The sequence below is a fragment of the Spirosoma aureum genome, from assembly GCF_011604685.1.
In the GTDB taxonomy this organism is placed as follows: domain Bacteria; phylum Bacteroidota; class Bacteroidia; order Cytophagales; family Spirosomataceae; genus Spirosoma; species Spirosoma aureum.
The window spans coordinates 3,841,754-3,866,432 of record NZ_CP050063.1 but is presented as its reverse complement, the minus strand read 5'-3'; the positions used below and the strand labels follow the sequence as shown (position 1 = coordinate 3,866,432).

The following is a 24,679-nucleotide window of genomic DNA, read 5'->3' as shown; positions in this document are numbered from 1 at the left end:
GTATAACGATGATGAAGAACCTATTTGAACCAGCAAACGTAGGTTTGCTGGAACTCAAAAATCGCATTGCCATGGCCCCCATGACAAGAGCCAGGAATGCGGACGGAATTCCAAACGATCAAAATGCACTATATTATGCACAACGGTCAGGTGCAGGATTGATTATAACCGAAGGAACGGCCATTTCTGATACGGCAAAAGGTGTACTGTACATACCGGGCCTGTACACATCAGCGCAGGTAGAAGGTTGGAAAAAGGTCACAAAGGCAGTACACGAACGAGGCAGTAAGCTATTTGCGCAACTCTGGCATGTTGGCCGGGTGTCCCACACGTCTAACCAACCCGGCGGCATTGCGCCGGTTGGCCCCTCCGGCATCCAGGCTGCCAATACATGGGCATGGGGGTATGATGTGGAAGGTAAAGAGAGTTTCGTGCCCGCTTCCAAACCAAGGGCACTTAGTCCCACCGAGGTAAAACACGTGATAAACGACTTTGCCAATGCCGCTAAAAATGCCCTTGCAGCCGGGTTCGACGGCGTAGAGCTGCATGGTGCCAACGGCTATCTGATCGAACAATTTTTAAATCCATTTGTCAACAACCGCTCCGATGAATATGGCGGGAGTATCGAGAATCGCTGTCGGTTTTTACTGGAGATTACTGATGCCTGTATTGAAGCCGTTGGCCGCGAAAAAGTCGGGGTAAGGCTTACTCCATATGGTGGTCTGGGAGATCTGCCGCATTACGACGAAATTGAAGGCACGTATCACTACCTGGCCGGAGAATTAGCCAAACGAAGGGTTGTTTACATACACCTCATGGATCAACAGTCGAAAGGTAGTCATGCCTTGCCGGAAGGGTTTATTGAACGGTTCCGTTCATGGTACGATGGGGTGATCATTCTGGCTGGCAGCATGAACCGGGAAAAAGCTGAACGGCTGATCAACGCCGGAACGATCGATATTGCCGCGTTTGGCGAGCCTTTTATTGCCAATCCTGACTTAGTCGAGCGACTACAAAACAACTGGGAACTAACCCCTCCTAACCGTGACCTGCACTATGGATTAAGCCTGCATGGCTACACCGATTGGTCGGCGTATAAAAATCAGCGTCTATCCAGGGAAGTATTCAAGTTCAATGAAGTTCTGGTATCATGAACGATCAGACAAGCGTATATACTGATTTTAAACAGATCTATCCGCTCTCCATCAAATTTTGGATTGTCATCCTGTTAATTTACCTACCCTATAATCAGGTGATGGCGCAGGTATCCCCGTCAGGTAAACCAGTCAGCTATCCTCTTCCCGGTGGAAAGGTGCTTCCACCGGGAAGAGGATAGCTGACTGGAGATAGCCTGGGGGAGAGAATGAATAATGTTCCGGCATAGTGTCGAGGACGATGCGAATGGAATCATTTATCTGGTGCAGTTGACAGACGAGATGAAGCAACAACTTGAAACACAGAATGAGCAACGCAGGCAGGCGTTTGAGTCTATGCGAAATAAACCAGCGCCTGATTTTAGACTAACCGATTTGCATGGAAACCGCTTGTCATTACGAGCGCTTCGTGGTAAACTAGTTGTGCTCAATTTCTGGTTCACGTCCTGCGCCCCCTGCATCCAGGAAAAGCCGGAGCTGAACAAGCTGAAGAGGGCGTACCATCCCAATGATGTGGTTTTTCTGGCTCTGACATTTAACAATGGCGATCAGGTCCGCACTTTTCTGAAAACTCACCTTCGATTATACCCTACTACCAGGTTCTAACGAAGTTGACCAGAACTATCCTATTAGCTCATGGCCCACCAGTGTGGTGATTGACCGGGATGGTCGTATAAAATTCATCACGCAATCGAGCCCGAAGATCCGGGAAGAATTAGGGGTCGCTATTGACGTTTTACTGTAGGGAAAGCTACCGGCATTCTTCGATTGAAACGGTGAGCAACCAACCGATTCCATTGATTTATTATTATTGCATACCGTTCGGCTAAAATTGAAGAAAACATGAAAGCGCTGGTTATTGGAGCGACTGGAGCGACTGGAAAAGACCTTGTGACAGCCCTGGTACAGGATCCATATTATACGGAAGTGGTGACGTTTGTGCGTCGTCGCACCGGAATAACTCATCCCAGGGTGTTCGAAATCGTAACTGACTTTAACAAGTTGGAAGAGGTTTCTGAATTCATCAAAGGTGATGTTTTGTTTTCCTGTCTGGGAACTACCCTGAAAGCGGCAGGCTCCAAGGAAAATCAATGGTGTATTGACTATGAAATTCCTGCAAAATTCGCTGAAATAGCCAAAAGCAATGGGATTTCCAGCGTCGTTTTGCTGTCTGCCTATGGTGCTTCTGTTACGAGCAATGTATTCTATTCTAAACTAAAGGGCCAGTTGGAAGAGAACATTGGCCGTCATGCCTTTGAGCAGTACATCATTTTCAGGCCTGGGCTTTTACTACGGAAGGATACAGACCGCTTGGGAGAACGTATAAGTGCAGGGGTCTTAAAAATCCTGAATGAGATGACCTTGCTTAAGAAATTTCAGCCCTTGCCCACGTCGACGCTTGCAGCAAAACTGGCAAAGGCACCCAGAATTCTCCCGGCGGGAACGCACAAGGTCGAGTTAGACAAAATCTTTAGGTTTTGAAGCGGTTCATTAAACTTCCATATTTCCATTGAAACTGAATCGTTTTTTGTCATGGTACGGACCTTGCGAATAAATAAAAATCAGAATACCAATTGACTTTAGAGACTTAATTGGCTTATTTTTAAGGTAATACAACTTTCTATAAAGCAGTCCTGATTAGAATTGCTTTACTGAGTGTAAATCCTCTTAAGCCAATGAAACGATCGCTCATATTTCTAATTATTACAGGACTTTTGCTGTTTAATTACGCTCATGCCCAATCAGAAGAGGAGATTAAGCGGTTAAAGAATATAAAGCGGTTAAAGGAGCAACTCCCGTTTATTCCACCTGACACCAATCGGGCCAACCTGTTGCTGGAGCTGGCTAAAAGCTACATCGAAAATCCAGGCAAACAGGTGGTGAGCGACCTGGACACCGGAATCAGGCTGATTCGGCAAGGGTACACTATTAGTCGGCATCTTCACTATCTAAAGGGGCAAGGTAATGCGTACTTTATTGGCGCTCAGGCACACCGAAAGAAGGGAGATACAAAGCTTGGCCGAGCGTTTGGCCAAACGGCGGTAAACATTTTTGCCCGTATCCCGGCTGTTTACGATCAGGCACGCGCTTACATGGAAATATCCAGAACCTATTCCATTAGCCCGGAGGATTTACCGTTTCGGATTCAGAATCATGAAAAAGCCCTACTCATTTTTCGGCAGCTAGGCAAGAAAGAGCTTGAAGCAGCAACCTTAAAAGAATTAGGTGAATTCCACGAATTACTTAATCTCAGGACAAAGGCGTTAGCCTATCTCAAACTGTCATTGGCAATCTACCAGTCCATTGGCTATAAAGATATAGAATGGGTTTATTGCTTGCTTGGACAGGTTAGTTCAAAATTAGGTGATTTCAAAAGTGGAGTCTATTATGGATTATTAGCGCTAAAAACGGCTGAAAGCCTAAAAGATACCACCATGCAGTTGTGCACGATCTATAACCAGTTGGGCATTACGTATTACATGGCGAAAGATTCGAAAGCAGCCGCCAACTGTTTTAAAAATGCACTACGAATAGCCCAGCAATACAATGACATTGCCACCATTAAGCTACTTACGGCAAACCTGACCTCTACCAGCCATGATTATGTTCAAAATATACGTTTATTAAAATCACTGGAAAAGCCCTCTTCTCCACTTGATATAGAGTTACAATTTTTAATCTATACTCGATTGGCCAATAACTACCACAAGCTACGCCAATTTAAATTGGCTCAAATGTATTGTTATCGATTTGAAAAATTAAGACAGGAATTAAGGAACGACGATAAACTGAGATATGCTAACCACTATTTCATCATTGTATTGTTTTATATTGACACGCAGCAATACCGTAAAGCCTACCCGTTGCTGGTTGATTTAACCGAAGCAGGTAAACGTAATCATTTTAAGTCATTTCAACTTAAACTGCATCAAACCTGGTTTAAGTTTGATTCTGCGAGGAGTAATTATCGTTCCGCTATTGCCCATTATCAGCGATACACTCTACTAAGCGATTCGATGCTTAATGAAACAAAAAATAATGAAATAACCAGGTTACAAGTTGAATTTGAAACCAGTCAAAAGGAACAGCAACTACAGCTCAAGGAGAAAAACATTCAATTACTCACCAACCGAAACCTGGTACAACAAGCCACATTAGAACGCAATGCCCTTCAGCGTAACAGCATAATGTGTGGAGCAATTATGTTACTACTATTGCTAGGCTTGACCTACAACCGCTACCGACTCAAGCAACGCTCTAACCAGCAACTGGAAGCCAAGCAGTTCCTCATCGATCAGAAAAATCAGGCGCTTCAATGGGTAGTGGACGAAAAGGATGACCTGCTGGAAGAAAAAGAGCAATTACTCGAAGAGCGGGAGTGGATGCTAAAAGAGATCCATCACCGGGTCAAGAATAATCTGCAGGTCATCTCCAGTATGCTCCATTCCCAGGTGGAATTTCTCCACGATCCTACCGCCCTGGCCACACTCCGCGAGAGCCAGAACCGGGTACAGGTAATGGCCCTGATCCACCAGAAACTCTACCAATCCGACAATCTGGCCAGGATCGGGATGCGGGATTACATTCACCAGATTGTCGATTATCTCCTCGAATCCTTTGACCGTAAACCAACAGTGAGGTCAGTCTGCGACATTGCCGATGTGGCTTTTGATGTGTCGCTGGCCACGCCCCTGGGCCTGATTATCAACGAAGCTGTGACCAACTCGTTAAAGTATGCGTTTCCCAAAAACGGCAAAGGCATGGTTGCCGTGTCTTTGGTGGCTCTTGACCATCAGAGATTCCGGTTGACGATGTGCGATGACGGGATGGGCTTGCCAGCCGACTTTGACATCGAGTGCAGCAACACCTTGGGCTTGACGATGATCCGGGGCTTGAGCCGACAGATTGGGGGAGTATTGACCATAAGTCAGACAAAGGGGGTTGACATTAATCTGGACTTGACCCTACCCTGATAACGCTCCGATATTTTCGGAATGATACCGTTCTATTATTTTTGGTTCTCTTTCTACGGCTTGGGATTAATACTGAGTCCTTTAGCGAGTATATGTAAGCTTTCCTGGCTACGCTGGATTGCGGACCTATCAACAACTTCTTCTGCTCCTGAAAAAGAAGTAAAATCAGGTGCAGATTTACAGCACCTTTGAGCGAACGAAGTAAACGTTCTGCCATCGGATTTCCTTCGCTCCGGCGACCTCTTTGGAATCTTCCGACTTAATCATACTGATCGTGGCATTGGTCCGAGGTAAGCGTTGTACATATTTCGTCCCAGATATGCCGTGATTTTCCTCAAATTTGGAAGTCTGGACTCGTTCGGTGCGATAGGTCTCGACCACTTTCCATTTTAAGATTCGAGTGGTCTATTTCCTACACCCTCCTAAGTATTCAAGTTAGGTTTTCATACTGGTTTAGCAGCTACTAATTCCAGTAATAGATAGTCAATTTTTAACCAAAATTGACTATCTATTACTGGAAAAGGCACCATCCTTTTCATCATATGGCCTGTGCGACCGGAGTACTCTCGCTTCGTAACTCGATGATACCAGGCCGGAGCTTTGCACCATCGAGTTACGAAAAATTAATAAGCCGCCCATAGCCTTTGCTTGGCGACTGGGCGTACTAGTAAGGAACGATAAATTTCTGAGTCTCTTCAACTAGCTGTCTATATGAAAATTTCTGGCTCTTTTCTTTTCCTGCTACTCCTCCTAACCTTAACAGGTTCGACTACGCATGGCCGACAAGCCAAGTCTGGTATCAAAGCAGTGATGGATGGCGTTGTCACCCGTTTGTATAAAACCTACCAACCCCAACAACTCGATACCATTCAACAGAATTTTGTACTGTCCGTACTGACCAATCAGGAGAAAAAGATATTGGCAACCCAATACTGGACGTTTCGAGCAAATGTTCCAGTTGTCGTTTCGCTGATGCGTGATCAGGCACAGAAAGTCCTTCCGTTCTGGCTCAAAGATAGTGGATTTAGTAAGACAGACCTGGTTGTCAAAAATGAAGAATACACGTATGAAGTATGGCAAAAGACGTTTGATGCGGGTGTGGTATCGCTAGGAATTAATGGCTTTGATAAACATCGTCCCGTCTATTTCATTAGTGTCAAGCCGCGGCACATCGGTGATGCTTTACACATTACGCCAATTTACCCGGCTCATCAAACCTTTACCAAGTTTCAGCCGGGTGCTTATACCTACCACGACTGGAGCGATTTAACACTCAACGAAGTACCCGAATCCTTACGGGGTCAGACCTTGTTTCAGACGATCCGGGGCAGAGCCCGGGAAGCCCACTTAGTCGGTGCTTTCCGCCGAACCAAATTTCCGGCAACTATCCATCCCGATCAGCTCCTGCTCACCTGGAGTGGGAACCCCGCCACCACTCAGGACATTCAATGGCGAACAGCAGCATCCGTACCGGATGGAGTTGTCAAATACTGGCTGAAGGGCAGCGCAGACACGTTGGTTAAAGCGGCCGTTTGTTATACAATGGAAGATCGGCTGCTGGAAAATGATCGATACGTACATCGGTTTACAGCCCAGTTAACGGGACTAAAACCCGGCCAAACTTATGACTATAAGGTAGGTTCAACCAAAAGCCGTTGGTCTTCCGTGGCCTCCTTCCAAACGCAATCCAACACCAGCGAAGGTTTTTCGTTTATCTGGTTCGGCGACACGCACAAATCGCCCGTTTGGGGGACGCTTGCCCAACAAACACTTACCCGGCATCCTAACATCGCTTTTTACTCGATAGCCGGCGATTTAGTCAGTACAGGGTTGCATCGCGATGAATGGGACGAATTATGGCAGTATTCGGGAACTATTTTCCAGAGCAAACCACTCTTGCCTATTCCTGGTAACCATGACAGTCAGGATGGTCTTGGTGCCTGGATGTATCAGCAAATGTTCAGTTTACCCCACAATGGACCCAGGCACGCTGAGGTGCCTGATGAACGAACCTATGCCTTTACCTATAAAAATGCCTTGTTTCTCTTCATCGATGCGACTGCCCCAATTGACGCACAAACCAGGTGGATTGGGCAGCAACTCGCTCGATCGAAAGCCGACTGGAAGTTTATGTTTTTCCATTTTCCGCCTTACACGTTTGAAGAAGATTACACCGATATTCGGAAAGCCTGGGGACCACTGATCGATCGATACCACGTGGATATGGTCATGAGTGGTCACGTGCATTATTATATGCGCTCCAAGCCCACCTATAACGGAAAAAGTGTGGCCAGTTCTGCCCAGGGCACGATTTATACCATCTCCATCGGCATACCCAGCGAGCATTCGATTTGGCCTGATGAAGCCTGTGCTGCCCTCCGTTACAAAAGCGGTCCCTTTTATCAACTAATAGACATTCAGGAAAAAAACTGATGTATACGGTTTATGATAAAGACGGACAAATAAAAGACGAATTGGTCCTGACGAAATAAGCAAAGAGCGGCTCTGCTTAACTGGGATGGTTTTTAGACGGAAGGCTTTATGGTCGAAGCAATCTTTACTGTGCCCATTTCCCATTTGATTGTCAGGTTAGCAACATCTAACTTGTCATATCCGATTGAACGCACCCTGCGGGTGGCTTCACAATTGGGTTACAAACCAGCTTAATTTTTCCTCAATAACTGACTAGTCAGCAAAATGTACATAAAACACTACTTTAATTTTAATATCATCTACTTTATCAGCTGGAGGCTGGTACTCTGGTCGCTCTTTACGGGCCTTATTGCCCTGATCTCGTACGAATATCTGGATTGGAAATGGGTAGCCGTTCCCTGGTTGCCTGTTTCGCTCATTGGTACTGCAGTTGCATTTTATGTAGGATTTAAGAACAATCAGTCTTATGATCGCAGTTGGGAAGCCCGGAAAATATGGGGTGGCATCACCAATAGTAGCCGCTCTTTTGGGGCATCCTGTCGAGCTTTCATTACGCTGGAGCATGCTTCGGAAACGATTACCCAAAACGAAGTGAACGACGAAGTGAAGACGTTGATTTACCGTCATTTAGCCTGGCTCTTTGCCTTAAAACACGCCATGCGACAACGTACCGTTTGGGAGCATCAGCAGATAGATAGTATTCGGCAGCGTAACTATTTCAGTAAACGCATTAATTTTTTCTCCTTTGATGAGGAAGCAGCCAGTTGTCTCAGCAGTGAGGAGATGACCTGGATAACTACCAAACAAAACAAGGCGACCCAACTGCTTGATCGGCAATCTCAGCATTTGACGACCCTTAAACAGCGGGGCTTACTGACTGATTTTCGGCACATTGCACTACAGAATATTATCAACGAACTCTATACCGAACAAGGCCGAAGTGAACGGATAAAAAACTCACCTTTACCCCGTCAATACGCTACTTCAAGCGCCATCTTTATTCTGATTTTCACATTTCTGCTCCCATTTGGGATGCTGAAGGAGTTTGAAGCGAATGGCCCGGACCTGATCTGGTTACTGCTCCCTTTTAACCTGGTGGTCTCGTGGGTGTTTTCATTAATGGAATACACGGGTGATTATAGTGAAAATCCTTTTGAAGGACTGATAAACGACGTACCGATACAAAGCATAGTCCGTACAATAGAAATTGATCTGAAAGATATGCTGGGCGAATCGGATCTGCCAGAACGAATTAAACCAGTAGAAAATGTATTGTTTTAAAAAGGAACTGAGTGCTAACTGGTTACAGAATCTACAATAAGTCTGTACACACCTCGGCTTCTTAACCCTATGTAAAGAGCGATACACCCGTCACAATGCGTAGCATTCGAACATCAGTCAGTGAACCATAATTGAACTGGCAAATGAGAATTACAGGACCGGTCAAGACCTTATCGAGGAGTACAATCTACTATTCTAAAAAGAACATATGTCGCAATAAATCCTCATAATGAATAACTTACGATTTGGTCAACTCAAAAAAATGCCTTACTTTTCAAACTCTATCCTTGTGCAATTCATACCGCTGAATTCCTTAGAATATGGTTAATATTATGAATTATAAGTAAAAAAGTACTTTGCTTTTTGAGATTTCAGAAAACTTTATTCGACTATGAAAGACTTTCTCCTTTCTCAAAAAGGCATTTTCACCCAGAAGGTACATAATTCCATCCGCCCTAATACTATTGGTCTATCAACGATCTGCAATCGCATTATCGCTGATACTGTGTACTGCTTCATCCAGTCCAAGCCTAAACAATTCAACAGTACCACTTATTGGAGTTCCCTAGGTTGTTGCAGAAACAACTTTTACATCTACCTAACTCGGTCGTACTATGAGGCTTACGTTTACTATTCATCTATTTATCTCTCTGTTATCCGTCAAACTACTGGCTCAGGATCAGCTAATTAAAGGGAATGTTTTGACTCAGGAAGATAACCAGCCTCTGGCCGGAGTCAACGTTGTTCTGAAGGGTTCAGGTAAAGGTGTCGTAACCGATGCCAATGGGCATTTTTCGCTGACTGCAAGCCCAGGCTATGATACGCTACTGGTAACTATGCTCGGTAGACGACCTAGTGCAGTTGCCGTCGGAAATCGTACTACGATGACCATATACATGGTCTTGGCTACCACGTTTCTGGACGAAGCGATTGTCATCGGCTATGGCAGTCAGGCCAGGCGTGAACTCACGGGGTCTTTCTCTTCCATAACATCCCAACAGTTTAGTGACATTCCCATGCTTAGCCCCGACCAGGCACTTCAGGGAAGAGCGGCAGGGGTACTGGTTACGCAGAGCTCGGGAACACCCGCTACCAGTCTCAAAGTGCGAATCCGGGGCACTAACTCACTCAACGCCAATGCAGAGCCGCTCTACGTAGTAGATGGTATGCCCGTCAATACAGGTGACTTTTCAGGTTTCTATCTGGGTGGGCAGTCGCTGAACGCCCTGAGTGACCTGAACCCCGCAGACATTGCCTCGATTCAAATCCTGAAAGATGCTGCGGCTGCGGCTATCTACGGTTCACGCGCATCCAATGGCGTGGTGCTGATTACAACCAAACGAGGCAAAAGTGGACCTGCCACTTTAGACATCAAGGCCTATGAAGGGGTTCAAAAAGTACCAAAGCTGCTGGATATGCTTACAGGGCCTGAGCAGGAAGTTTTATTGAATGAACAACGAACCAACGTGGGTCTCCCACCCATTTATCCTGATCCGGCCAGTGCCACCACGACCAACTGGCAACGGGAGGTGTTCCGCACAGCCCCCATCCGGGAGTATACCCTGTCGGCCTCAGGAGGGAATCAGCAGACCCGTTTTTTTCTGTCGGGTACGTACTTTCGCCAGCAGGGAATTGTCCTGGGCTCCGACTACCGACGTGGGAGCGTTCGTCTGAATCTGGATCACCAGTTCAGCCCTAAACTACAGTTCGGCACCAGCCTGACGCTGAGCCGTGCCCTGAACAACCGCATCAACGGGGATAATTTTATCAATGGGGTACTCGGCTCTGCGCTTTTTTTGGGTAGTCATGTTCCGGTCCGCAATACAAATGGCTCTTACGCACTGGACCCGTTCGGGTCGGTGGCTAATCCGGTTGCCGAAGGAACCGAAACCCAATTCGATTCCCGCACGAATCGGGTAGTAGGAACGGCATTTGCGGAGTATCGTTTCAGCCCGGCTCTCCAGTGGCGGACGAATATAGGGGTTGACAACCTGGTGCTAAAAGAAGATGTATTCTATCCCACCACCACTTTGAATGGCTCACGGGCTAACGGGTCCGGGCGGTCAGATTACCGACAGAATTTCAACTGGTTACTGGAAAGCACATTGACCTATTCAATCGTCATACGCCAGCGTCATAGCCTTACAGCTCTGGTTGGAGCGGGTTGGCAGACTTCTGCTTTTGAAACACTGACGGCTTCGGCGACAAATTTTCCGGGCAATTCGATCACCCGCCTGACAGCCGGTTCGGTGAAAACGGGGGCTTCCTCAGATGGTGCCACCTGGGCACTTACTTCTTTTTTCTCCCGGTTGCAATACGCCTTTCGGGAGAAGCTGCTGATCTCGGCCACTCTGCGGGCAGATGGCTCTTCGCGCTTTAATCAAGACCGGCAATACGGTGTTTTTCCGGTCGGTTCAATTGGCTGGGTCCTCTATGACGGAAAAGGGCAACCGAACGCCCTGCTTAGCTTTTTGAAAGTAAGGGCCAGTTATGGCCTGACGGGTAATGCCAACATGGGGACCCTTACGAATCAAGCGCCTGCTTTGGGACTATTTGGCGTTGGCCGTAGTTACCTGCAACAAACCAGCCTGGTGCCACTGCAACTGGCCAATCCGACCCTGAGCTGGGAGAAGACTCGTGAGCTGAATCTGGGAGTAGACTTAGCCCTGATTGCCAATCGGCTGAGTCTGTCGGCCAATTACTTTATCCGTCGAACCAACGATCTGTTACAGGCTCGTCAGTTGCCCTTAACATCCGGCTTTTCTCAAATCAACGAAAACATTGGGTCCTTACAAAACCGGGGTGTGGAGCTGGAGGTCAGCTTCGTCAATCGGCCACAAAGCCAGTGGCAGTGGCAGACCAGTTTCAACCTCTCCTCTATTAGCAATACCGTTACGAAGCTTTACGGAGGGACACCTTTCTCGGTGGGCTATGCCAACTGGGTGCAGGAGGGCCAACCCGTCGGGGCTTTTTATGGCTCTCAGGTAGCCCGTATTTTTCAGACGCAGGCAGAAATTGATGCATTGAACCAGGCAAGCCAGGCCATATACGGATCTACTGCCTTCTACCAGTCAGCGAATACCCGGCCGGGTGATATTCAGTTTAAAGACCTCAACGGCGACGGCCGCATTACGTCGGCGGATCAAACTGTTCTTGGGTCCGCTCAACCGTCTTTTTTTGGTGGACTGGCCAACAAACTGACCTATCGAGGACTTGACATTTCTCTGTTTTTTCAGTTTACCTACGGTAATGACATCTATAACTACACTCGTTCGGTGGGTGAAAGTATGGGCAGTCAGTATGGGCAATGGACCAGTGTCCGCGACCGCTGGACTCCCGAACGACCCAGCACGAGTATGCCCCGAGCCGCTCAGGGCAATCCCAACAATAACACCCGCATTTCGGATCGATTCATTGAGGACGGTTCGTTTTTGCGGATCAAGAATCTCTCCGTTGGTTACACATTACGCATGAGTCAACTCAGGAAAGCCAGGCTTCGCTTGTATGGCACCGCACAGAATTTACTCACCTTTACCCGCTACACCGGCTATGATCCCGAGGTGAATACCCTGACTGACCAAAGTCTGGTAGCAGGCAGCGACTTTTTTGTCATACCGCAAGCCCGTACGTTACTGGTAGGCATTCAACTGGGCTTTTAATCAAAAAACCGTATGAGAACTCATTTGATAATCCGATACATAGCATTGCTGAGCGTCTGGGTTGCTTTAGGCGCTTGTAAAACATTCCTGGATCAGCCACCGCAGTCGGCCGTATCGACTGAGGAAGCCATCGCTGATCCGGCTGGAGCCCGGGCGGCCATGATGGGCCTATATGCCAGTCTGGCCTCGGGTTACGGTCAAACCTATACGGTTTATCCCGACTTGCTGGCCGACAATCTGGCCCACAACGGTAGCTTAAGTGACCTGAATGAATTCAAAAACCACGCTATCTTAGCTGCTAACGGTTCAATTGGTAGTTTATGGCAGTCCTTCTATCAGGGTATTAATCAGGCCAATAACCTCCTGGATCAAGTTCCCTTAATCGCAGATCCTGCTTTCACGGACCAGAAACAGCTAATCGCCGAGGCTAAGTTTGCCCGAGCACTCCTGTATTTTCAACTGGTTCGCTACTGGGGTGACGTTCCATTGATAACCTCACCCACCCGAACGGCCGATAATCTGCTGGTTAGCCGTACGCCCGCAGATCAAGTATACGCCCGCATCCAGACCGACCTGAGCGAGGCCACGCCTGACCTGCCCCAGGTGGCAGTGGGCCGGGCGACTCAGGCATCCGCCCAGACGCTGAGTGCACGCGTAGCGCTACAACGGCAGGATTACGCTACGGCAGCCACCTTGAGTGGAGCCATCATCCAGCGAAAACTGTTTTCGCTGGTAACTGACTACCGGCTGTTGTTTGCGACCAGGAACACGGCAGAATCCATTTGGGAACTTCAGTACAACTCGACCAGCACGAATGGATTAGCCTTTTGGTTTTTTTCGACAGCCCTGGGTGGCCGCAATGAAGTAGGACCACGAGGGGTCGGTTCTAGCCTGGAAGCGGCTTACGAACCGGGTGACCGACGAAAAGAAGCGTCCATTTCGCCGGGTGGTATTTTGCTGGATGGCAAGGTGATACCCACCGGTATTGGCATTAAGTACTTCCGCATCAGTACCCAGGATGATGATGTGCTGGTGATACGCTACGCTGAGGTGCTGTTGATCCGGGCCGAAGCATTGGCGCAATTGGGAGAATTGGCGGAAAGCTTAGCGCTGGTTAACCAAATACGGCAACGAGCCGGACTTGGGACATTGACAATTCAGAATCAAAATGAATTACTCCGCACTATCGAGCAGGAACGGCGAGTGGAACTAGCCATGGAGGGCCACCGCTGGTTTGACCTGATTCGAACCGGCCGGGCTCAGCAGGTACTGGGCATTCTAGACCCTAATAAATTACGGCTACCTATTCCTCAGCAGGATCTGCGGTTGAACCCGAACTTAACGCAGAACGAAAGTTATTGATCAGGCAAATTCAAGGCTGTAAATCAGTAATTTACCTAAAACTTTAATCTGAATGCCCCGTTTCAAATTGCGGATGTGCTATGAGCCGTTACCGTATTCTCCTAATTGCCCTGCTTGTAACTATTACTTTGAACACCAACCAGGCCTGGTCTCAAACCCAGAATCGAATTGACAGTCTGAAACGGCTACTGGCACATACGCCACCTGACACGAATCGAACCAGGATATTGCTGCAAATCGGTCAGCAATACTACGATAACTATAACGTGGTCCGAAAAAGTAGAAGTAGCTCTAATATAGGTGACGTACATAATCTCCTGGATAGCGCCATTGGCTATGCCAGACAGGTTGTGAACCTAAGTTCAGGGACCAAACAACTATCTCAGCAAGCACAGGCCCTCTATCTCTTAGCGAAGTGTTTTAGTTTCGGAGAAAGCTATGACTCGACCCGGACTTTCGATTACTACCAGCAGGCGCTAAAGGCCTATCAGCAACTCGGTGATAAACCCAATGCGGCTAAAGTACTGGAAAATTGGGCTGACCTTGTTCGCTTACGAGTTGGGGCGAAAAAGGCCATGCCCTTATTTATGGAGGAGTTAGCCATTCAGCAATCCTACCGGGATACGGCAATATACTATACCTTGGAGCGAATAGGAGTACTTCATCATATGATGGGCAACTACCAACCAGCCTTACAAGCCTATTTACAAAGCTTACGGCTAGCAGAACAAAGCAAAAATATAGGTTATCAAATCGATATTAATGGGCGCTTAGCAGATATCTATGAGCTATTAGGCGACTACGAAAGAGCTATAACTATTTCCCATAAACGACTTCGCTTAATTCGTTCTCAACGGGGTATTGAGTCTATTAACTATCTAGCAGGACAATACAATATATTGATGATTCTATACCAAAAGTACCATAAGCCCTATCTGGCCCGTCAACAGGCATTGACCATTATCGAGTTGACCCGCCAGGATCCCCATCAGAAAAGTCTTCCCTTAACCACCTACCTGGCCGAGAGCTATGTTGTTTTAGGCCGCTATGAGCTGGCCGAACCCTTGTTTAAACACTTGTTGCCCCTCTATGAAAAACCGAAAAACTTAAGTGGGTTAACCGACATATACAAGCATCTAGGCGAGCTATACTGGCTCACCAAACGCTATGAGCAGGCCCAATACTACTATCAGAAAGCCCTGGCTGCCAGTCAGCAGGGTCGTTTTCCAGATAAGACGGTCAGCCTTCTTCGAGCCCTCTTCAAAATCGATTCAGCCCAGGGACACCTGCGCTCCGCCCTGCTTCATTTCCAGCTGGCGACCGCCATCAACGACTCCCTCTTCAACCAAACCAAAAACCGCCAGTTCGAAGAACTCCGAACCCAATACGAGACTGAACAGAAAGACAAAGACATCCGCCTGCAAAAACAACAGATTCAGGTCCTCTCCCAACAACAGCAACTCCAGAACCAGCAACTCCTGCAGGACCGGCTGGTGCGTAACTCGGTGGGACTGGGGGCCCTTATGCTCCTGTTGCTGCTGGGCCTCACCTTCAACCGCTACCGACTCAAGCAGCGCAGCAACCAGCAGTTGCAGCACCAGCATGAGCTGCTCCTCGCTCAACAGGAGCAGCTTCAAACCCAGCAAACCGAAATCCACCACAAGAACCAGCACTTGCAGCGGCTACTCGACGAGAAAGAACGGCTGCTCAAGGAGATCCACCACCGGGTCAAAAACAACCTTCAGGTGGTGATGAGTCTGTTAAACTCCCAGGCCAGTTATCTCTCGGATAGGGCGGCTCTGTCGGCCATCCAGCAGAGCCAGCACCGCTTGCAGGCGATGGCTCTGATCCACCAGAAGCTCTACCAGACCGAAGGCATCGCCCGCATCCCGATGGCTGACTATATTGAGGAGGTGGTGGCCTACCTGCGGGAGTCGTATGAGCTGCCCCAGCCCATTGGCTTTGATATGCAGGTAGAGCCCATCGAGTTGGACGTCACCCAGGCGGTGCCCTTAGGGTTGATCATCAACGAGGCCATCACTAATGCTCTCAAGTATGCCTTTCCCAAGGGGCGATCTGGAACGATCAGTGTAGTTTTTCATTGGCTCAGGCCCACCACATTTGAACTCAGGATTGCCGATGATGGGATAGGTTTACCGCCTGATTATGATCCTGCTGCTAGCCGATCATTGGGCATGACTTTGATTGAGGGCTTCAGCCAGCAATTGGGTGGTGAGTTATCGATCAGGAGTCAGGCGGGGTTAACCATAGTATTAACTTTTTCAGAGCATCAGCTGACTGCGTTGGGTTCTCCTACTGATTACAGCTACCAATAAGTGGCTTTTGCTGCGAACCCGATTAAGATGATTACTGATGTAAAAGCAGATTGAGTACGGCCATCTTGGCACTGTCAATTGGTAGCGATATCACCTGGTCTAGCCAATAAAATTCCAATTCGAAGTTGAAACCAGTCTAGCAAAAGTCCTGAAATTAACTTAAGACAACTCATTTCTTTAATAACCAAACACCAATTGCAATAAGAAGAAGGCCACCCGCTCGAGGCCAATTGAGCGGGAACGAATCGTTGCCAAAAAGACCAACGTGATCAATCAATACGGCCATGAGTAATTGGCCAAAAACAATTAAGCTGATGGTTAATCCAACACCTAAACGAGGCAATAACAACGGGGTCAATAGCAAGTAAATGGCTAAAATAGAACCACCCATAAACGAATACCAGGGTGCTTTGACAACTTGCGCAGGCCAGATAAATTCCCTGGTTAAAAGTACTTTTAGCCCGATCGTCAGGACTAACCCAATGCCAAAGATGATGGGAGCCGAGTTAGACAAGCCACCGGTGAAACGATTCAATACGGCAGTATAAACAGGTATAAGCGGAATCAGCATACCCACGGCAATACCCAAGACGATAAAAACCAGTAAATTCATCAGGATTGGAAATCGACAGCAAATGACAGGTCTTTCCATACGGTTAGCTCAGCAGACAAGTCGCTGATTTTTTCGCTGGCCCGATTAAACGCATCGACACCCATAAACAGGTGTAGGGGCGGCTTCGGATGCTCAGCGAGTTCGATAAATAGCGCAGCGGCTTTTTCGGGATCTCCGGCTTGTTGACCATTTATGGCCAGGTAACGATCCTGCGTGTTTCTAATAGTTTTGTAGTCACCTAACGTACTTTCGGCAAGCACAAGTGACTCTTTGGTCAGAAAGCCCGTGCGAAAGCCAGAGGGTTCGGCAACAGTCACATTAATTCCAAATTCCCTCACGTCAGCGGCCAGTACTTCTGAAAAAGCGATTACTGCGGCTTTGGTTGCGGAATAGATCGACCAGCCAGGAGCGCCTGCAAAACCGGCGACGGAAGCAATATTGATGACATAGCCGGATCGCTGATGACGCATCAGTGGCAACACGGCTTTCGTCACTTGTATCGTTGCCAGTATATTAATGGTAAATATGTTTCGAACATCCTGTTCGTTACTATCCTCAACGGATCCACTCATGCCGTACCCTGCATTATTGACAACTACATCGATCCGGCCAAAAATAGCTGTGGTTTGTTGGATCGACTGCTGGATCGAGTCTGCATTCGTCAGATCAACGGCCAATGGCAGAAAATGAGCTTCATCCTGTATGCCAACAGCTTGTAGCAAGCCAGTAAGGGTGCGAGAAGTTGCAGCTACTTTGTAGCCATTTGTCAATAATTTTTTCACCAGAGTCAATCCTAATCCCTGCGACGCTCCGGTTACATACCAAACTTTTGTCGTGTTCATATTCGTTTCGGTTTTTGCGATGGGTTCTTCGTGTAATTGGATAATTTTGACGAATCGCTATTTAATCATAGCGATGCCAAGACGCCATGAACAATCTATCGGATAGAAAGCGTCTAATAAGGCAGGATAATGATTGATTAATGGTAATGGGGCAGCGTCTCTGATTTCTGGAGATCGTCAATCCACCGGTTTATATAGCCTATTAGGTCTTTTTTATCTGGGCTGGCTCTTCGTTCACCATAACTGCCAAAAACGATAAGACCAAGTGCCAGGCAGCGCGGCATGTCAAGTTGATGTAGCAGGCCAATGCTGAACCCTTTAATGAAATGCAGCCGGGCATCGGTTGCCATTTCTATTGTGGGTGCAACCTGTTTACGGGCAAGGGCAAATTGCTCTAGTTTGGTAAGTAGAACTGCTTTATTTGCCGAATAGATCAGCAACCGGGCGATGTTCATCGCCTGAAAAATTGAAACGTATTTTCGTTTCAAGTCGCGATAACTCTGAACCGTAACTGGGGTCTCCCAGTGAACGCCGTTGAGTACCATCCAAAGTTTGATGGCTTCCCCTTCATCTAAAGCAAAAGTGACCTGGCCGTAATAAGAAAAATCACTGATGATATCCAGGATCTCATCGACCTGAAACGAACGCTTTTTCTGAGGATCACCCAGATAAAAAATAAATTCCAGATCCTGCTTTCCAATCGGTTTAATGACATCAGTCAGCAGGCCTGTCCAGAGATCAGATGCTGCGGCCAGTTTCGACCAATCAGTAAACGCAATTATCCGGCAATTTTGAAATAGCGACTGTAGTTCCTGAATCAAATCACTACTCTTCATGTATTGCCACTGGTATTGTTTACTTGCTGATTTGGGGATGTCAACGCTAATCGTAGCCAGTGGAACAAGGTCATGCCGGGAATTTAAGATCATGCTGCGTATTCCCAGCAATTGTAAGATCTTCGGTAAAACACCCTCATGGATACCCTGTGTCTTCACCTTTCTAGTCGTTAGCGACGGTTCTGGTTGGTTATTCTGGCTATTCGTTTGAGAACGACTTAAGTAGACATCGGGCGAAATAGCAAAGGTTTGTAGTTGTGCCCGTAAGCTCGTTAGAACGGGCTCTGCATTTATAATGTCTGAATCGAGTGCTTCCATGATCCAATTAGTTTGTGGTTTGAATGAGCAACAGACGCGCAGACTTCAGAAACAATCGTTATTGGATGATTTCATGTTGAGGTTGCAGTTCAGCGGCTGGCTCAAATTCCCCAACATTTGCCTGAGTTCAATCTCAACCTGTAAACAAATTTGTAAAATGGTTCAAGGCTGGTGATTATTTCAAAAGGACACCAAGTATTTTCTCCGGTCAGTTACAGGATGTTATTCATCCAAAACTTACATCAACTTTATGATCGAAAGCAATTGCTTTTGGGCTGTCACATAACCCATATTGGTACGCCATCGGAAGAAATGCTCAATTGCGTGTATTTCCTGGCAAAGTTTCTCCCGATCTTCTGCTTTCAGACAAAGTAGCTCCGAATCCGTGATACAATCCAGACTGACTGTTGCTTTGACACCTGTGTATAAAGCGTTGTAATCAGAAGCCCACCAGCAAGGTTTGGCGATCTGAAGTATAAACATCTTTAGATCGTCATTGATGTAAAAGGTTTTTAAACAACCCCGAACGACAAAGAACTCACAGTCTATATTGTCACCTGCCGCAAAAATGGTTTGCCCTTTTTTGAAAACTTGCGGCTTGAAATGCGAAAAGATGAAATCGAACTGCTCGTCTGAAACGGAAGTGGTTTTAGCGATGTGCTGCTTAAGCGTTTCTTTTGGGTCCATGGCAGCGCCAGCTTAAGGAAAACAAGTGATACACTTTCTCAGGAAGCGCGGGTATTCATAATCGCCTAAAGATTACATTATGCCCTTAATGCAGCTCGCTCGATGCTCGCAGCAAACAATGGGGTTTCCTTAAAATTATGGTAAGTGGAAGCCGGTTGCCGCTGAGCTTTAAACACATCAAAAGGTATACCCTGACGTTCCAGGCTCAGAAGCATATCATCCGTGGCAAAAGAGACCACTCGATTCGTAAACTCGCATTGGGTATCACTGATTGATTTGACACTGAGCTCCCAGCGAACGTAGATATTTATACGTCCCGTCGGGGCAAAAACATCGGAGAATGATGTCAGCACAAGGTGATTGGGCTCGGATACTTCTTCCTGGTAATGCTGCACCATAGGACTTCCACCAATTACCTCCACATTGATCGTCATCCGTCGTCCCTCAGGCCCAGTCGTTTTACCTACAGAAACATGCGCGGGTGAGCAGTCCTGGTATTCCTTCTCGGATAAGTTGAAGGCCCATTCGGGTATATTGACTTTCTCAATCGGGGCATTGATGATAGCACTAAAGCTAGAATCAACCAGTTGTTCGGCGATTTTCATTTGATGGCTTTTTTTATAGTTTATGATTTCTGACTAACCTCCTCGCTGATGCGGCTTAAATAGAGGCCAAGATTACGTTCAAAATCGCCGTCCTGTTGTATGCCCCACCCCTGCAATTTTTGAGAAATCGACTTTCGTTCAGGACGCAGATTGGCCTCGATGAATGCAGCACGTGAAGCATTCATGTGCTCCATAAATACTTTTGGCGCACGCTGGTTGATCATCGTTTTCGCCATGCCCGTGATCACCGGGTCAAAATGACTGATGCGAAGGGCTAATTGGTGGACAAAGTTATCGAGTTGATCATCCGGAATCAGGCGGTTGATCAGTCCGTAGCGTTCGGCAGTAGCCGCTTCCAGGTCTTCCGCGCCAATGATGATCTCCAGAGCCCTCGCCCTGCCAGTCAGCAGGGGGAGAAACTCCATGCTACCACCCCCAGGAATGGTACTGACGCCCACTTCAAATTGGCCAAAAATTGACTTTTCACTGGCAAAGCGCATGTCGCAGGCAGCGGCAAATTCGATGCCCACACCGCGAGTGCGACCCCGGATTGAAGCAATACTAATGACGGGCGACTCATAGAGTGCCAACGCTACGTCGAACCAGGGCAATAAGCCTGAGGGTGTTTTACGAGTCAGTATCTCCCCTCCTTTCTTGATATCGAAGTGCGCGATAAAATAATCCGGAACGGCACTGTCGAATACAAGTACACGTAGTTCCGGCGCCATTTTCATCCGGCGTATAATTTCCTCCAGGCCGGTCAGCAGCTCCGGACCGAACAGATTGAGTGGAGGAGCGTCAATGGTTACCTGCCAGTAGCCGGAATGATGCTGGGTAAGCCGGAGTGGCGTTCCTGCCAGCTGTTCTGATGAGACATTCATTGGCTAACGGGTAAGGATTTTTTGTGAAGTATAGCCTGTAGTTCATCCGTGGTCAGTATGGCGTGCGCAAACGTGGGCCCATTTATCTCATGAGCTGCCTGCATGTTCTGCCAGGTATTTGCGGCTGTAGCGTCTTTTACTAACGTAACATGGTAGCCCAATTCCATGCCGAAGCGACCGGTCGACTCAACGCAGGTGTTGGCAATCATTCCAATCAGGATGATACGGTCGATGGAATGCTGCTTCAACTGCTGGTCAAGATCAGTATTGGCAAACCCACTTTGTGCCCAGTGCTCCTTGATAATGATGTCACCCGGTTGCGGCTGAAAGTCAGCATGAAACTGGCCACCCCAGCTGCCTTTTGCAAAAACCTGTTGTTCTCCTGTTCTGAGCTGCTGGGCAGTGGGGTATTTCCAGTTTAGATAATCGCCTGGCTCAGCACGATGATGGGGAACAAAGAACACCTGGATTTGCAGTTGGCGGGCTATGTTGATTACTCTGGCCAGATTATCCAACAAGTGGACTTCTTGGATGACTTCTTTCGATCGGGCATAGGCTTTGCCTTCAGGATGTAAGAAATCATTATAGGGATCAATCAGCAGGATTCCAGTCCGGGAAGGCTCATAAGTGCCATATCGGTCAAAACCCCGTTCGGTTTGTTTATCCATTTTGTTACTTTTTTAACAAACTGATAGTCAGCTTGTAAAGAACCTTTCCATATAAGTAGCCAAGGCTCTTTTCAGGTCGTCAATGACACTTACTTTACAATGGGCCCGACATTACTATCGCCCTGAAAAGTCTGACCCGACATACTCAGGCATTTTAGTAATGCTGGCCGGGAAAAGTATTAGCGACCAGTGGGTGCCTTTGCCGTACCATTACTGGCCGTTTGGCGCAGAGACTGGAAGGCTGCGCGCAGTTCAGTCGAGTAGAATTCCGGTTGCTCCCAGGCCGCAAAATGACCGCCTTTAGGGAGCCGATTGTAATGAATCAGGTTTGAAAATGCTTTCTCTGCCCAACTCCGCGGAGCTGCATAAATCTCATCAGGAAAGACGCTTACGGCAACTGGTATAGTCACTTTTTTGGGAGCGAAAAATGGAAGCTTACTTTCCCAATACAGGCGAGCCGAAGAAACCGCTGTGCCTGTCAACCAGTAGAGGGTAATGTTGTCGATAATGTCATCCCGTGTGAGTCCCTCGGTTTTACCATCAAAGACACGGGCAATGAGCGCGTGACTGCTCGCATCGTGATCGAGCATCCAGGCGGCAAGACCAACCGGTGAGTCCTCGATGCCATATAATGTCTGTGGGCGGTTTCCCATCTCCTGAGCGTAAGCCACACCATGCTTATAGAAAAAATCGAGTTGATCGTAAGCATGTTTCTCGTCGGCAGAGAGGCCCGATGGTGGCGGAGTGCCGAATTGGAGTGCGGTTGCAACGTCGTCGGGTACGGTGGCAGGCATATTGGTGTGAATGCCGATCAATTCAGGAGCTCCCAGCAAAGCCATTTGTTCCGAGACGGCATCCCCCCAATCGCCCCCCTGCGCCACGAATCGCGTATAACCCAGACGCTTCATGAGCACAATCCAGGCGCGTGCTATTCGGATAGGATCCCAGCCAGTGGCGGTGGGTTTCCCGGAAAAACCATGGCCCGGCAGTGACGGAATCACGACATCGAACGCATCTTCGGCCTTCCCGCCATGTGCCGTTGGATTTGTCAGCGGCTCAATGACCTTCATTTGTTCAATGATCGAGCCCGGCCAACCATGGGTGATGATCACGGGCAGAGCATTTGGATGCTTCGAACGAACGTGAATGAAATGAATATCCAGCCCGTCGATGTTGGTGATGAATTGCGGCAGGGCATTCAATCTGGCTTCGACCTTTCGCCAATCGTAATCCGTTGCCCAATAGTGGGCAAGCTTTTGAACGGTCTCTAGTTGCACACCCTGCGATTGATCGGAAACTGTTTCTTTTCCGGGCCATTTAGTGGCCAGAATCCGGCGTTTCAGATTAGCGAGTTCTTTCGCAGGAACATGGATCCGGAACGGACGTATTGACTCATTGGATCCGGATTGGATCGTACTTTCTGTTTGTGCGGAACTCGTTGTTCCATGCAGGACTATGGCTCCAGCCATTAAAGTGCTTGCGATGATTCGTTCAGTCGTTTTCATTTTTTGAGGTAATTATTTTCGGCCCTTGAGATGCAAAGTGCTGCCCGTGGTCACCAGGCCTTTCGAAATAAATTTCACCAGGTAGGTATAGTCATAAATGCCTTTATAAAACAAAAATGGTGGTCAATTATAAGGTAATCATTGAGGAACTATTGGTCTCAAACTAACCAGGATTCGACTGTAGTATAAATCGGTTCGTCCTTCATAGCCCGAATCAGTGCCAACCACCAACCATAAGTCTCCGTTTTTATCGGTTTGAGCCATCAGATTTTTTCCGTTACTGAACCGACGAACCAACCGATAGCGGTCGTCAGTATTATCATTGCTGGCATCCCCGATTAAGATGACATCTTTCCCACCGGTTGCCTGGTCGCCCTTGTCCAGATTTAGATAGTAGCCCTGATTCTTTTCTACTTTAACTGGTTCCACCGCTGATGCGCCTACTTTAAGATGCAGGGCCAGGCCAGGCGAGCCACCAATTCCAACCGATTGGGCAGGATACTTTGAGGCCAATTCCAACTCGTACACGATCTGGTAATTGGTAGTCGGCCGCAGACCACTAAGCTTTCGCTTCAGGAACATGAAGAGATCGTCACTGGCATTCGTGCTACCCACCAGAAATGCTTTTCGGCTTGTATCCAGCGGCATTGGTAACGAACGTATTCCCGACACAAAGTGAATGCTATCCGCTTCGTTAAGCTGGTAGTCAGAGTAATCAGCTTTCCAGCTATCCGCCCCTTTGGCAAAATCCGTTACGACCAGGATCGTACTGTCATACATGTCGGCATTTTGATCCCTACAACCGCCGAGCCCTAGTAAGGTTGATAGTGTAATCAGATGGACAGCTTTCCAGCCGCATCGAATCTTTAGTGGAGCAGTCATTATTTGAACTGGTTTGTGATCATGTCGTTATCCTGAACTCGTTGACACGATTTGATTGACATTATTCTTTAGCTAACGATTTTACTTAAGCCCAAAACCGCAAACCGGTTATGAACGCATACAAAGGTGGTTTCGGCTGAGGTGCGACTAGATGAAGGACACCATCAGGGCGACGGTTAACTTACCGTGAAACCGTTGTCCGGCCATAATCAGGGTCGGTGCCGTGCTAACGCCCAGCTCGTAACCGACTTGCCAATCAGTTAGAACAGCCTGTCGGGTTTGCATGCCAAGCAATTCCTGAAAGTACTGCGACTCATTTAGATCCAACTGGCGAATTTGCCGTGCTAGGGTGGCCAGGTTAATGAACGTGCCAGTGCATGATATATCGACCAGAACTGGTGCTGGCTGGCGGCTGCTTCAAGTGCGCAGGCTCCCAGTATGGACTGGGTGCTTTCCAGGTGGGGAAAGTAGCGGTAGCGAAGGCATACATCTCCTTTCATTCCGTCGGCGACTGCGTTTAGTTCTTGGCGGGTCAGCCTACTCTGGGGATGAGTTGGGTCACCATACTCAATCAGTTCCAACGGTCCTTGAGCAGAGTCTGCTCGGGTTAAAGCGATTTTCATAGCAACTAGCGACAGAAAAG

The 24,679-nt window shown here is 47.7% G+C and carries 21 protein-coding genes; 10 read left to right on the top strand and 11 right to left on the bottom strand.

The genetic code is table 11. The annotated features are described in order from the left end of the window. Nucleotides 1-8 precede the first annotated feature (8 nt). The 10 genes from G8759_RS15155 (at nt 9) to G8759_RS15110 (ending at nt 16,199) form a co-directional block, all read left to right on the top strand. Nucleotides 9-1,154 carry an alkene reductase gene (locus tag G8759_RS15155; protein WP_197933138.1) on the top strand — a complete coding sequence of 382 codons (1,146 nt, stop codon included), beginning with the start codon at nt 9-11 and terminating at the stop codon, nt 1,152-1,154. Continuing rightward, on the top strand, nt 1,151-1,336 hold the full coding sequence (locus G8759_RS15150) for a hypothetical protein (RefSeq protein ID WP_167209324.1): 186 nt from the start codon (nt 1,151-1,153) through the stop codon (nt 1,334-1,336). Before G8759_RS15155 ends, G8759_RS15150 begins: the two co-directional genes overlap by 4 nt. Nucleotides 1,337-1,370: 34 nt before the next feature. Beyond that, nucleotides 1,371-1,760, top strand: coding sequence for a TlpA family protein disulfide reductase (locus G8759_RS15145; RefSeq protein WP_167209322.1), 390 nt, complete (start codon nt 1,371-1,373; stop codon nt 1,758-1,760). 237 nt (nt 1,761-1,997) lie between these two features. After that, nucleotides 1,998-2,636 (top strand): NAD(P)H-binding protein, encoded by a 639-nt coding sequence (locus G8759_RS15140; RefSeq protein WP_167209320.1) that lies wholly within the window; start codon nt 1,998-2,000, stop codon nt 2,634-2,636. A gap of 194 nt (nt 2,637-2,830) precedes the next feature. Next, nucleotides 2,831-5,128, top strand: a complete 2,298-nt coding sequence (locus G8759_RS15135) for a histidine kinase dimerization/phosphoacceptor domain -containing protein (RefSeq protein ID WP_167209318.1) — start codon at nt 2,831-2,833, stop codon at nt 5,126-5,128. 711 nt (nt 5,129-5,839) lie between these two features. Continuing rightward, on the top strand, nt 5,840-7,561 hold the full coding sequence (locus G8759_RS15130) for a purple acid phosphatase family protein (RefSeq protein WP_232074263.1): 1,722 nt from the start codon (nt 5,840-5,842) through the stop codon (nt 7,559-7,561). A gap of 264 nt (nt 7,562-7,825) precedes the next feature. Beyond that, nucleotides 7,826-8,842 carry a bestrophin family protein gene (locus G8759_RS15125; RefSeq protein WP_167209316.1) on the top strand — a complete coding sequence of 339 codons (1,017 nt, stop codon included), beginning with the start codon at nt 7,826-7,828 and terminating at the stop codon, nt 8,840-8,842. A gap of 614 nt (nt 8,843-9,456) precedes the next feature. Next, on the top strand, nt 9,457-12,501 hold the full coding sequence (locus G8759_RS15120; RefSeq protein WP_167209314.1) for a SusC/RagA family TonB-linked outer membrane protein: 3,045 nt from the start codon (nt 9,457-9,459) through the stop codon (nt 12,499-12,501). Between the two features lie 12 nt (nt 12,502-12,513). Continuing rightward, the gene (locus tag G8759_RS15115) at nt 12,514-13,863 is read left to right on the top strand and encodes a RagB/SusD family nutrient uptake outer membrane protein (protein WP_167209312.1); all 1,350 of its coding nucleotides are present in this window, start codon (nt 12,514-12,516) and stop codon (nt 13,861-13,863) included. 128 nt (nt 13,864-13,991) lie between these two features. After that, nucleotides 13,992-16,199 carry a tetratricopeptide repeat-containing sensor histidine kinase gene (locus G8759_RS15110; RefSeq protein ID WP_167209310.1) on the top strand — a complete coding sequence of 736 codons (2,208 nt, stop codon included), beginning with the start codon at nt 13,992-13,994 and terminating at the stop codon, nt 16,197-16,199. A 169-nt stretch (nt 16,200-16,368) separates the two neighbouring features. Here the strand turns inward: G8759_RS15110 and G8759_RS15105 are convergent, their stop codons facing one another. The 11 genes from G8759_RS15105 to G8759_RS15055 form a co-directional block, all read right to left on the bottom strand. After that, the gene (locus G8759_RS15105) at nt 16,369-16,812 is read right to left on the bottom strand and encodes a DMT family transporter (RefSeq protein WP_167209308.1); all 444 of its coding nucleotides are present in this window, start codon (nt 16,810-16,812) and stop codon (nt 16,369-16,371) included. Continuing rightward, on the bottom strand, nt 16,812-17,654 hold the full coding sequence (locus tag G8759_RS15100; protein ID WP_167209306.1) for an SDR family oxidoreductase: 843 nt from the start codon (nt 17,652-17,654) through the stop codon (nt 16,812-16,814). The genes G8759_RS15105 and G8759_RS15100 overlap by 1 nt, the downstream gene beginning before the upstream one ends. A gap of 137 nt (nt 17,655-17,791) precedes the next feature. Next, nucleotides 17,792-18,808, bottom strand: coding sequence for a hypothetical protein (locus G8759_RS15095; RefSeq protein ID WP_167209303.1), 1,017 nt, complete (start codon nt 18,806-18,808; stop codon nt 17,792-17,794). 237 nt (nt 18,809-19,045) lie between these two features. Then, the gene (locus G8759_RS15090; RefSeq protein ID WP_167209301.1) at nt 19,046-19,495 is read right to left on the bottom strand and encodes a Crp/Fnr family transcriptional regulator; all 450 of its coding nucleotides are present in this window, start codon (nt 19,493-19,495) and stop codon (nt 19,046-19,048) included. 77 nt (nt 19,496-19,572) lie between these two features. After that, nucleotides 19,573-20,100 carry a hypothetical protein gene (locus G8759_RS15085; protein ID WP_167209299.1) on the bottom strand — a complete coding sequence of 176 codons (528 nt, stop codon included), beginning with the start codon at nt 20,098-20,100 and terminating at the stop codon, nt 19,573-19,575. Nucleotides 20,101-20,120: 20 nt separating this feature from the next. Next, a complete protein-coding gene (locus G8759_RS15080; RefSeq protein ID WP_167209297.1) occupies nt 20,121-20,981 on the bottom strand; it encodes an enoyl-CoA hydratase/isomerase family protein in 861 nt (286 codons plus the stop codon). Continuing rightward, a complete protein-coding gene (locus G8759_RS15075) occupies nt 20,978-21,649 on the bottom strand; it encodes an isochorismatase family cysteine hydrolase (protein WP_167209295.1) in 672 nt (223 codons plus the stop codon). The genes G8759_RS15080 and G8759_RS15075 overlap by 4 nt, the downstream gene beginning before the upstream one ends. A gap of 179 nt (nt 21,650-21,828) precedes the next feature. Next, the gene (locus G8759_RS15070) at nt 21,829-23,154 is read right to left on the bottom strand and encodes an epoxide hydrolase family protein (RefSeq protein ID WP_167209293.1); all 1,326 of its coding nucleotides are present in this window, start codon (nt 23,152-23,154) and stop codon (nt 21,829-21,831) included. Between the two features lie 138 nt (nt 23,155-23,292). Continuing rightward, nucleotides 23,293-24,036, bottom strand: a complete 744-nt coding sequence (locus tag G8759_RS15065; RefSeq protein WP_167209291.1) for a hypothetical protein — start codon at nt 24,034-24,036, stop codon at nt 23,293-23,295. A gap of 147 nt (nt 24,037-24,183) precedes the next feature. Next, on the bottom strand, nt 24,184-24,321 hold the full coding sequence (locus tag G8759_RS15060; protein WP_167209289.1) for a hypothetical protein: 138 nt from the start codon (nt 24,319-24,321) through the stop codon (nt 24,184-24,186). A gap of 59 nt (nt 24,322-24,380) precedes the next feature. Further along, nucleotides 24,381-24,659, bottom strand: coding sequence for a DsbA family protein (locus tag G8759_RS15055; protein ID WP_167209287.1), 279 nt, complete (start codon nt 24,657-24,659; stop codon nt 24,381-24,383). Nucleotides 24,660-24,679 lie beyond the last annotated feature (20 nt).

Coding starts and splice junctions, on each gene's coding strand:
- G8759_RS15155 (WP_197933138.1), top strand. CDS start 9: ATGATGAAGAACCTATTTGAACCAGCAAACGTAGGTTTGCTGGAACTC.
- G8759_RS15150 (WP_167209324.1), top strand. CDS start 1,151: ATGAACGATCAGACAAGCGTATATACTGATTTTAAACAGATCTATCCG.
- G8759_RS15145 (WP_167209322.1), top strand. CDS start 1,371: ATGTTCCGGCATAGTGTCGAGGACGATGCGAATGGAATCATTTATCTG.
- G8759_RS15140 (WP_167209320.1), top strand. CDS start 1,998: ATGAAAGCGCTGGTTATTGGAGCGACTGGAGCGACTGGAAAAGACCTT.
- G8759_RS15135 (WP_167209318.1), top strand. CDS start 2,831: ATGAAACGATCGCTCATATTTCTAATTATTACAGGACTTTTGCTGTTT.
- G8759_RS15130 (WP_232074263.1), top strand. CDS start 5,840: ATGAAAATTTCTGGCTCTTTTCTTTTCCTGCTACTCCTCCTAACCTTA.
- G8759_RS15125 (WP_167209316.1), top strand. CDS start 7,826: ATGTACATAAAACACTACTTTAATTTTAATATCATCTACTTTATCAGC.
- G8759_RS15120 (WP_167209314.1), top strand. CDS start 9,457: ATGAGGCTTACGTTTACTATTCATCTATTTATCTCTCTGTTATCCGTC.
- G8759_RS15115 (WP_167209312.1), top strand. CDS start 12,514: ATGAGAACTCATTTGATAATCCGATACATAGCATTGCTGAGCGTCTGG.
- G8759_RS15105 (WP_167209308.1), bottom strand. CDS start 16,812: ATGAATTTACTGGTTTTTATCGTCTTGGGTATTGCCGTGGGTATGCTG.
- G8759_RS15100 (WP_167209306.1), bottom strand. CDS start 17,654: ATGAACACGACAAAAGTTTGGTATGTAACCGGAGCGTCGCAGGGATTA.
- G8759_RS15095 (WP_167209303.1), bottom strand. CDS start 18,808: ATGGAAGCACTCGATTCAGACATTATAAATGCAGAGCCCGTTCTAACG.
- G8759_RS15090 (WP_167209301.1), bottom strand. CDS start 19,495: ATGGACCCAAAAGAAACGCTTAAGCAGCACATCGCTAAAACCACTTCC.
- G8759_RS15085 (WP_167209299.1), bottom strand. CDS start 20,100: ATGAAAATCGCCGAACAACTGGTTGATTCTAGCTTTAGTGCTATCATC.
- G8759_RS15080 (WP_167209297.1), bottom strand. CDS start 20,981: ATGAATGTCTCATCAGAACAGCTGGCAGGAACGCCACTCCGGCTTACC.
- G8759_RS15075 (WP_167209295.1), bottom strand. CDS start 21,649: ATGGATAAACAAACCGAACGGGGTTTTGACCGATATGGCACTTATGAG.
- G8759_RS15070 (WP_167209293.1), bottom strand. CDS start 23,154: ATGAAAACGACTGAACGAATCATCGCAAGCACTTTAATGGCTGGAGCC.
- G8759_RS15065 (WP_167209291.1), bottom strand. CDS start 24,036: ATGACTGCTCCACTAAAGATTCGATGCGGCTGGAAAGCTGTCCATCTG.
- G8759_RS15060 (WP_167209289.1), bottom strand. CDS start 24,321: ATGCAAACCCGACAGGCTGTTCTAACTGATTGGCAAGTCGGTTACGAG.
- G8759_RS15055 (WP_167209287.1), bottom strand. CDS start 24,659: ATGAAAATCGCTTTAACCCGAGCAGACTCTGCTCAAGGACCGTTGGAA.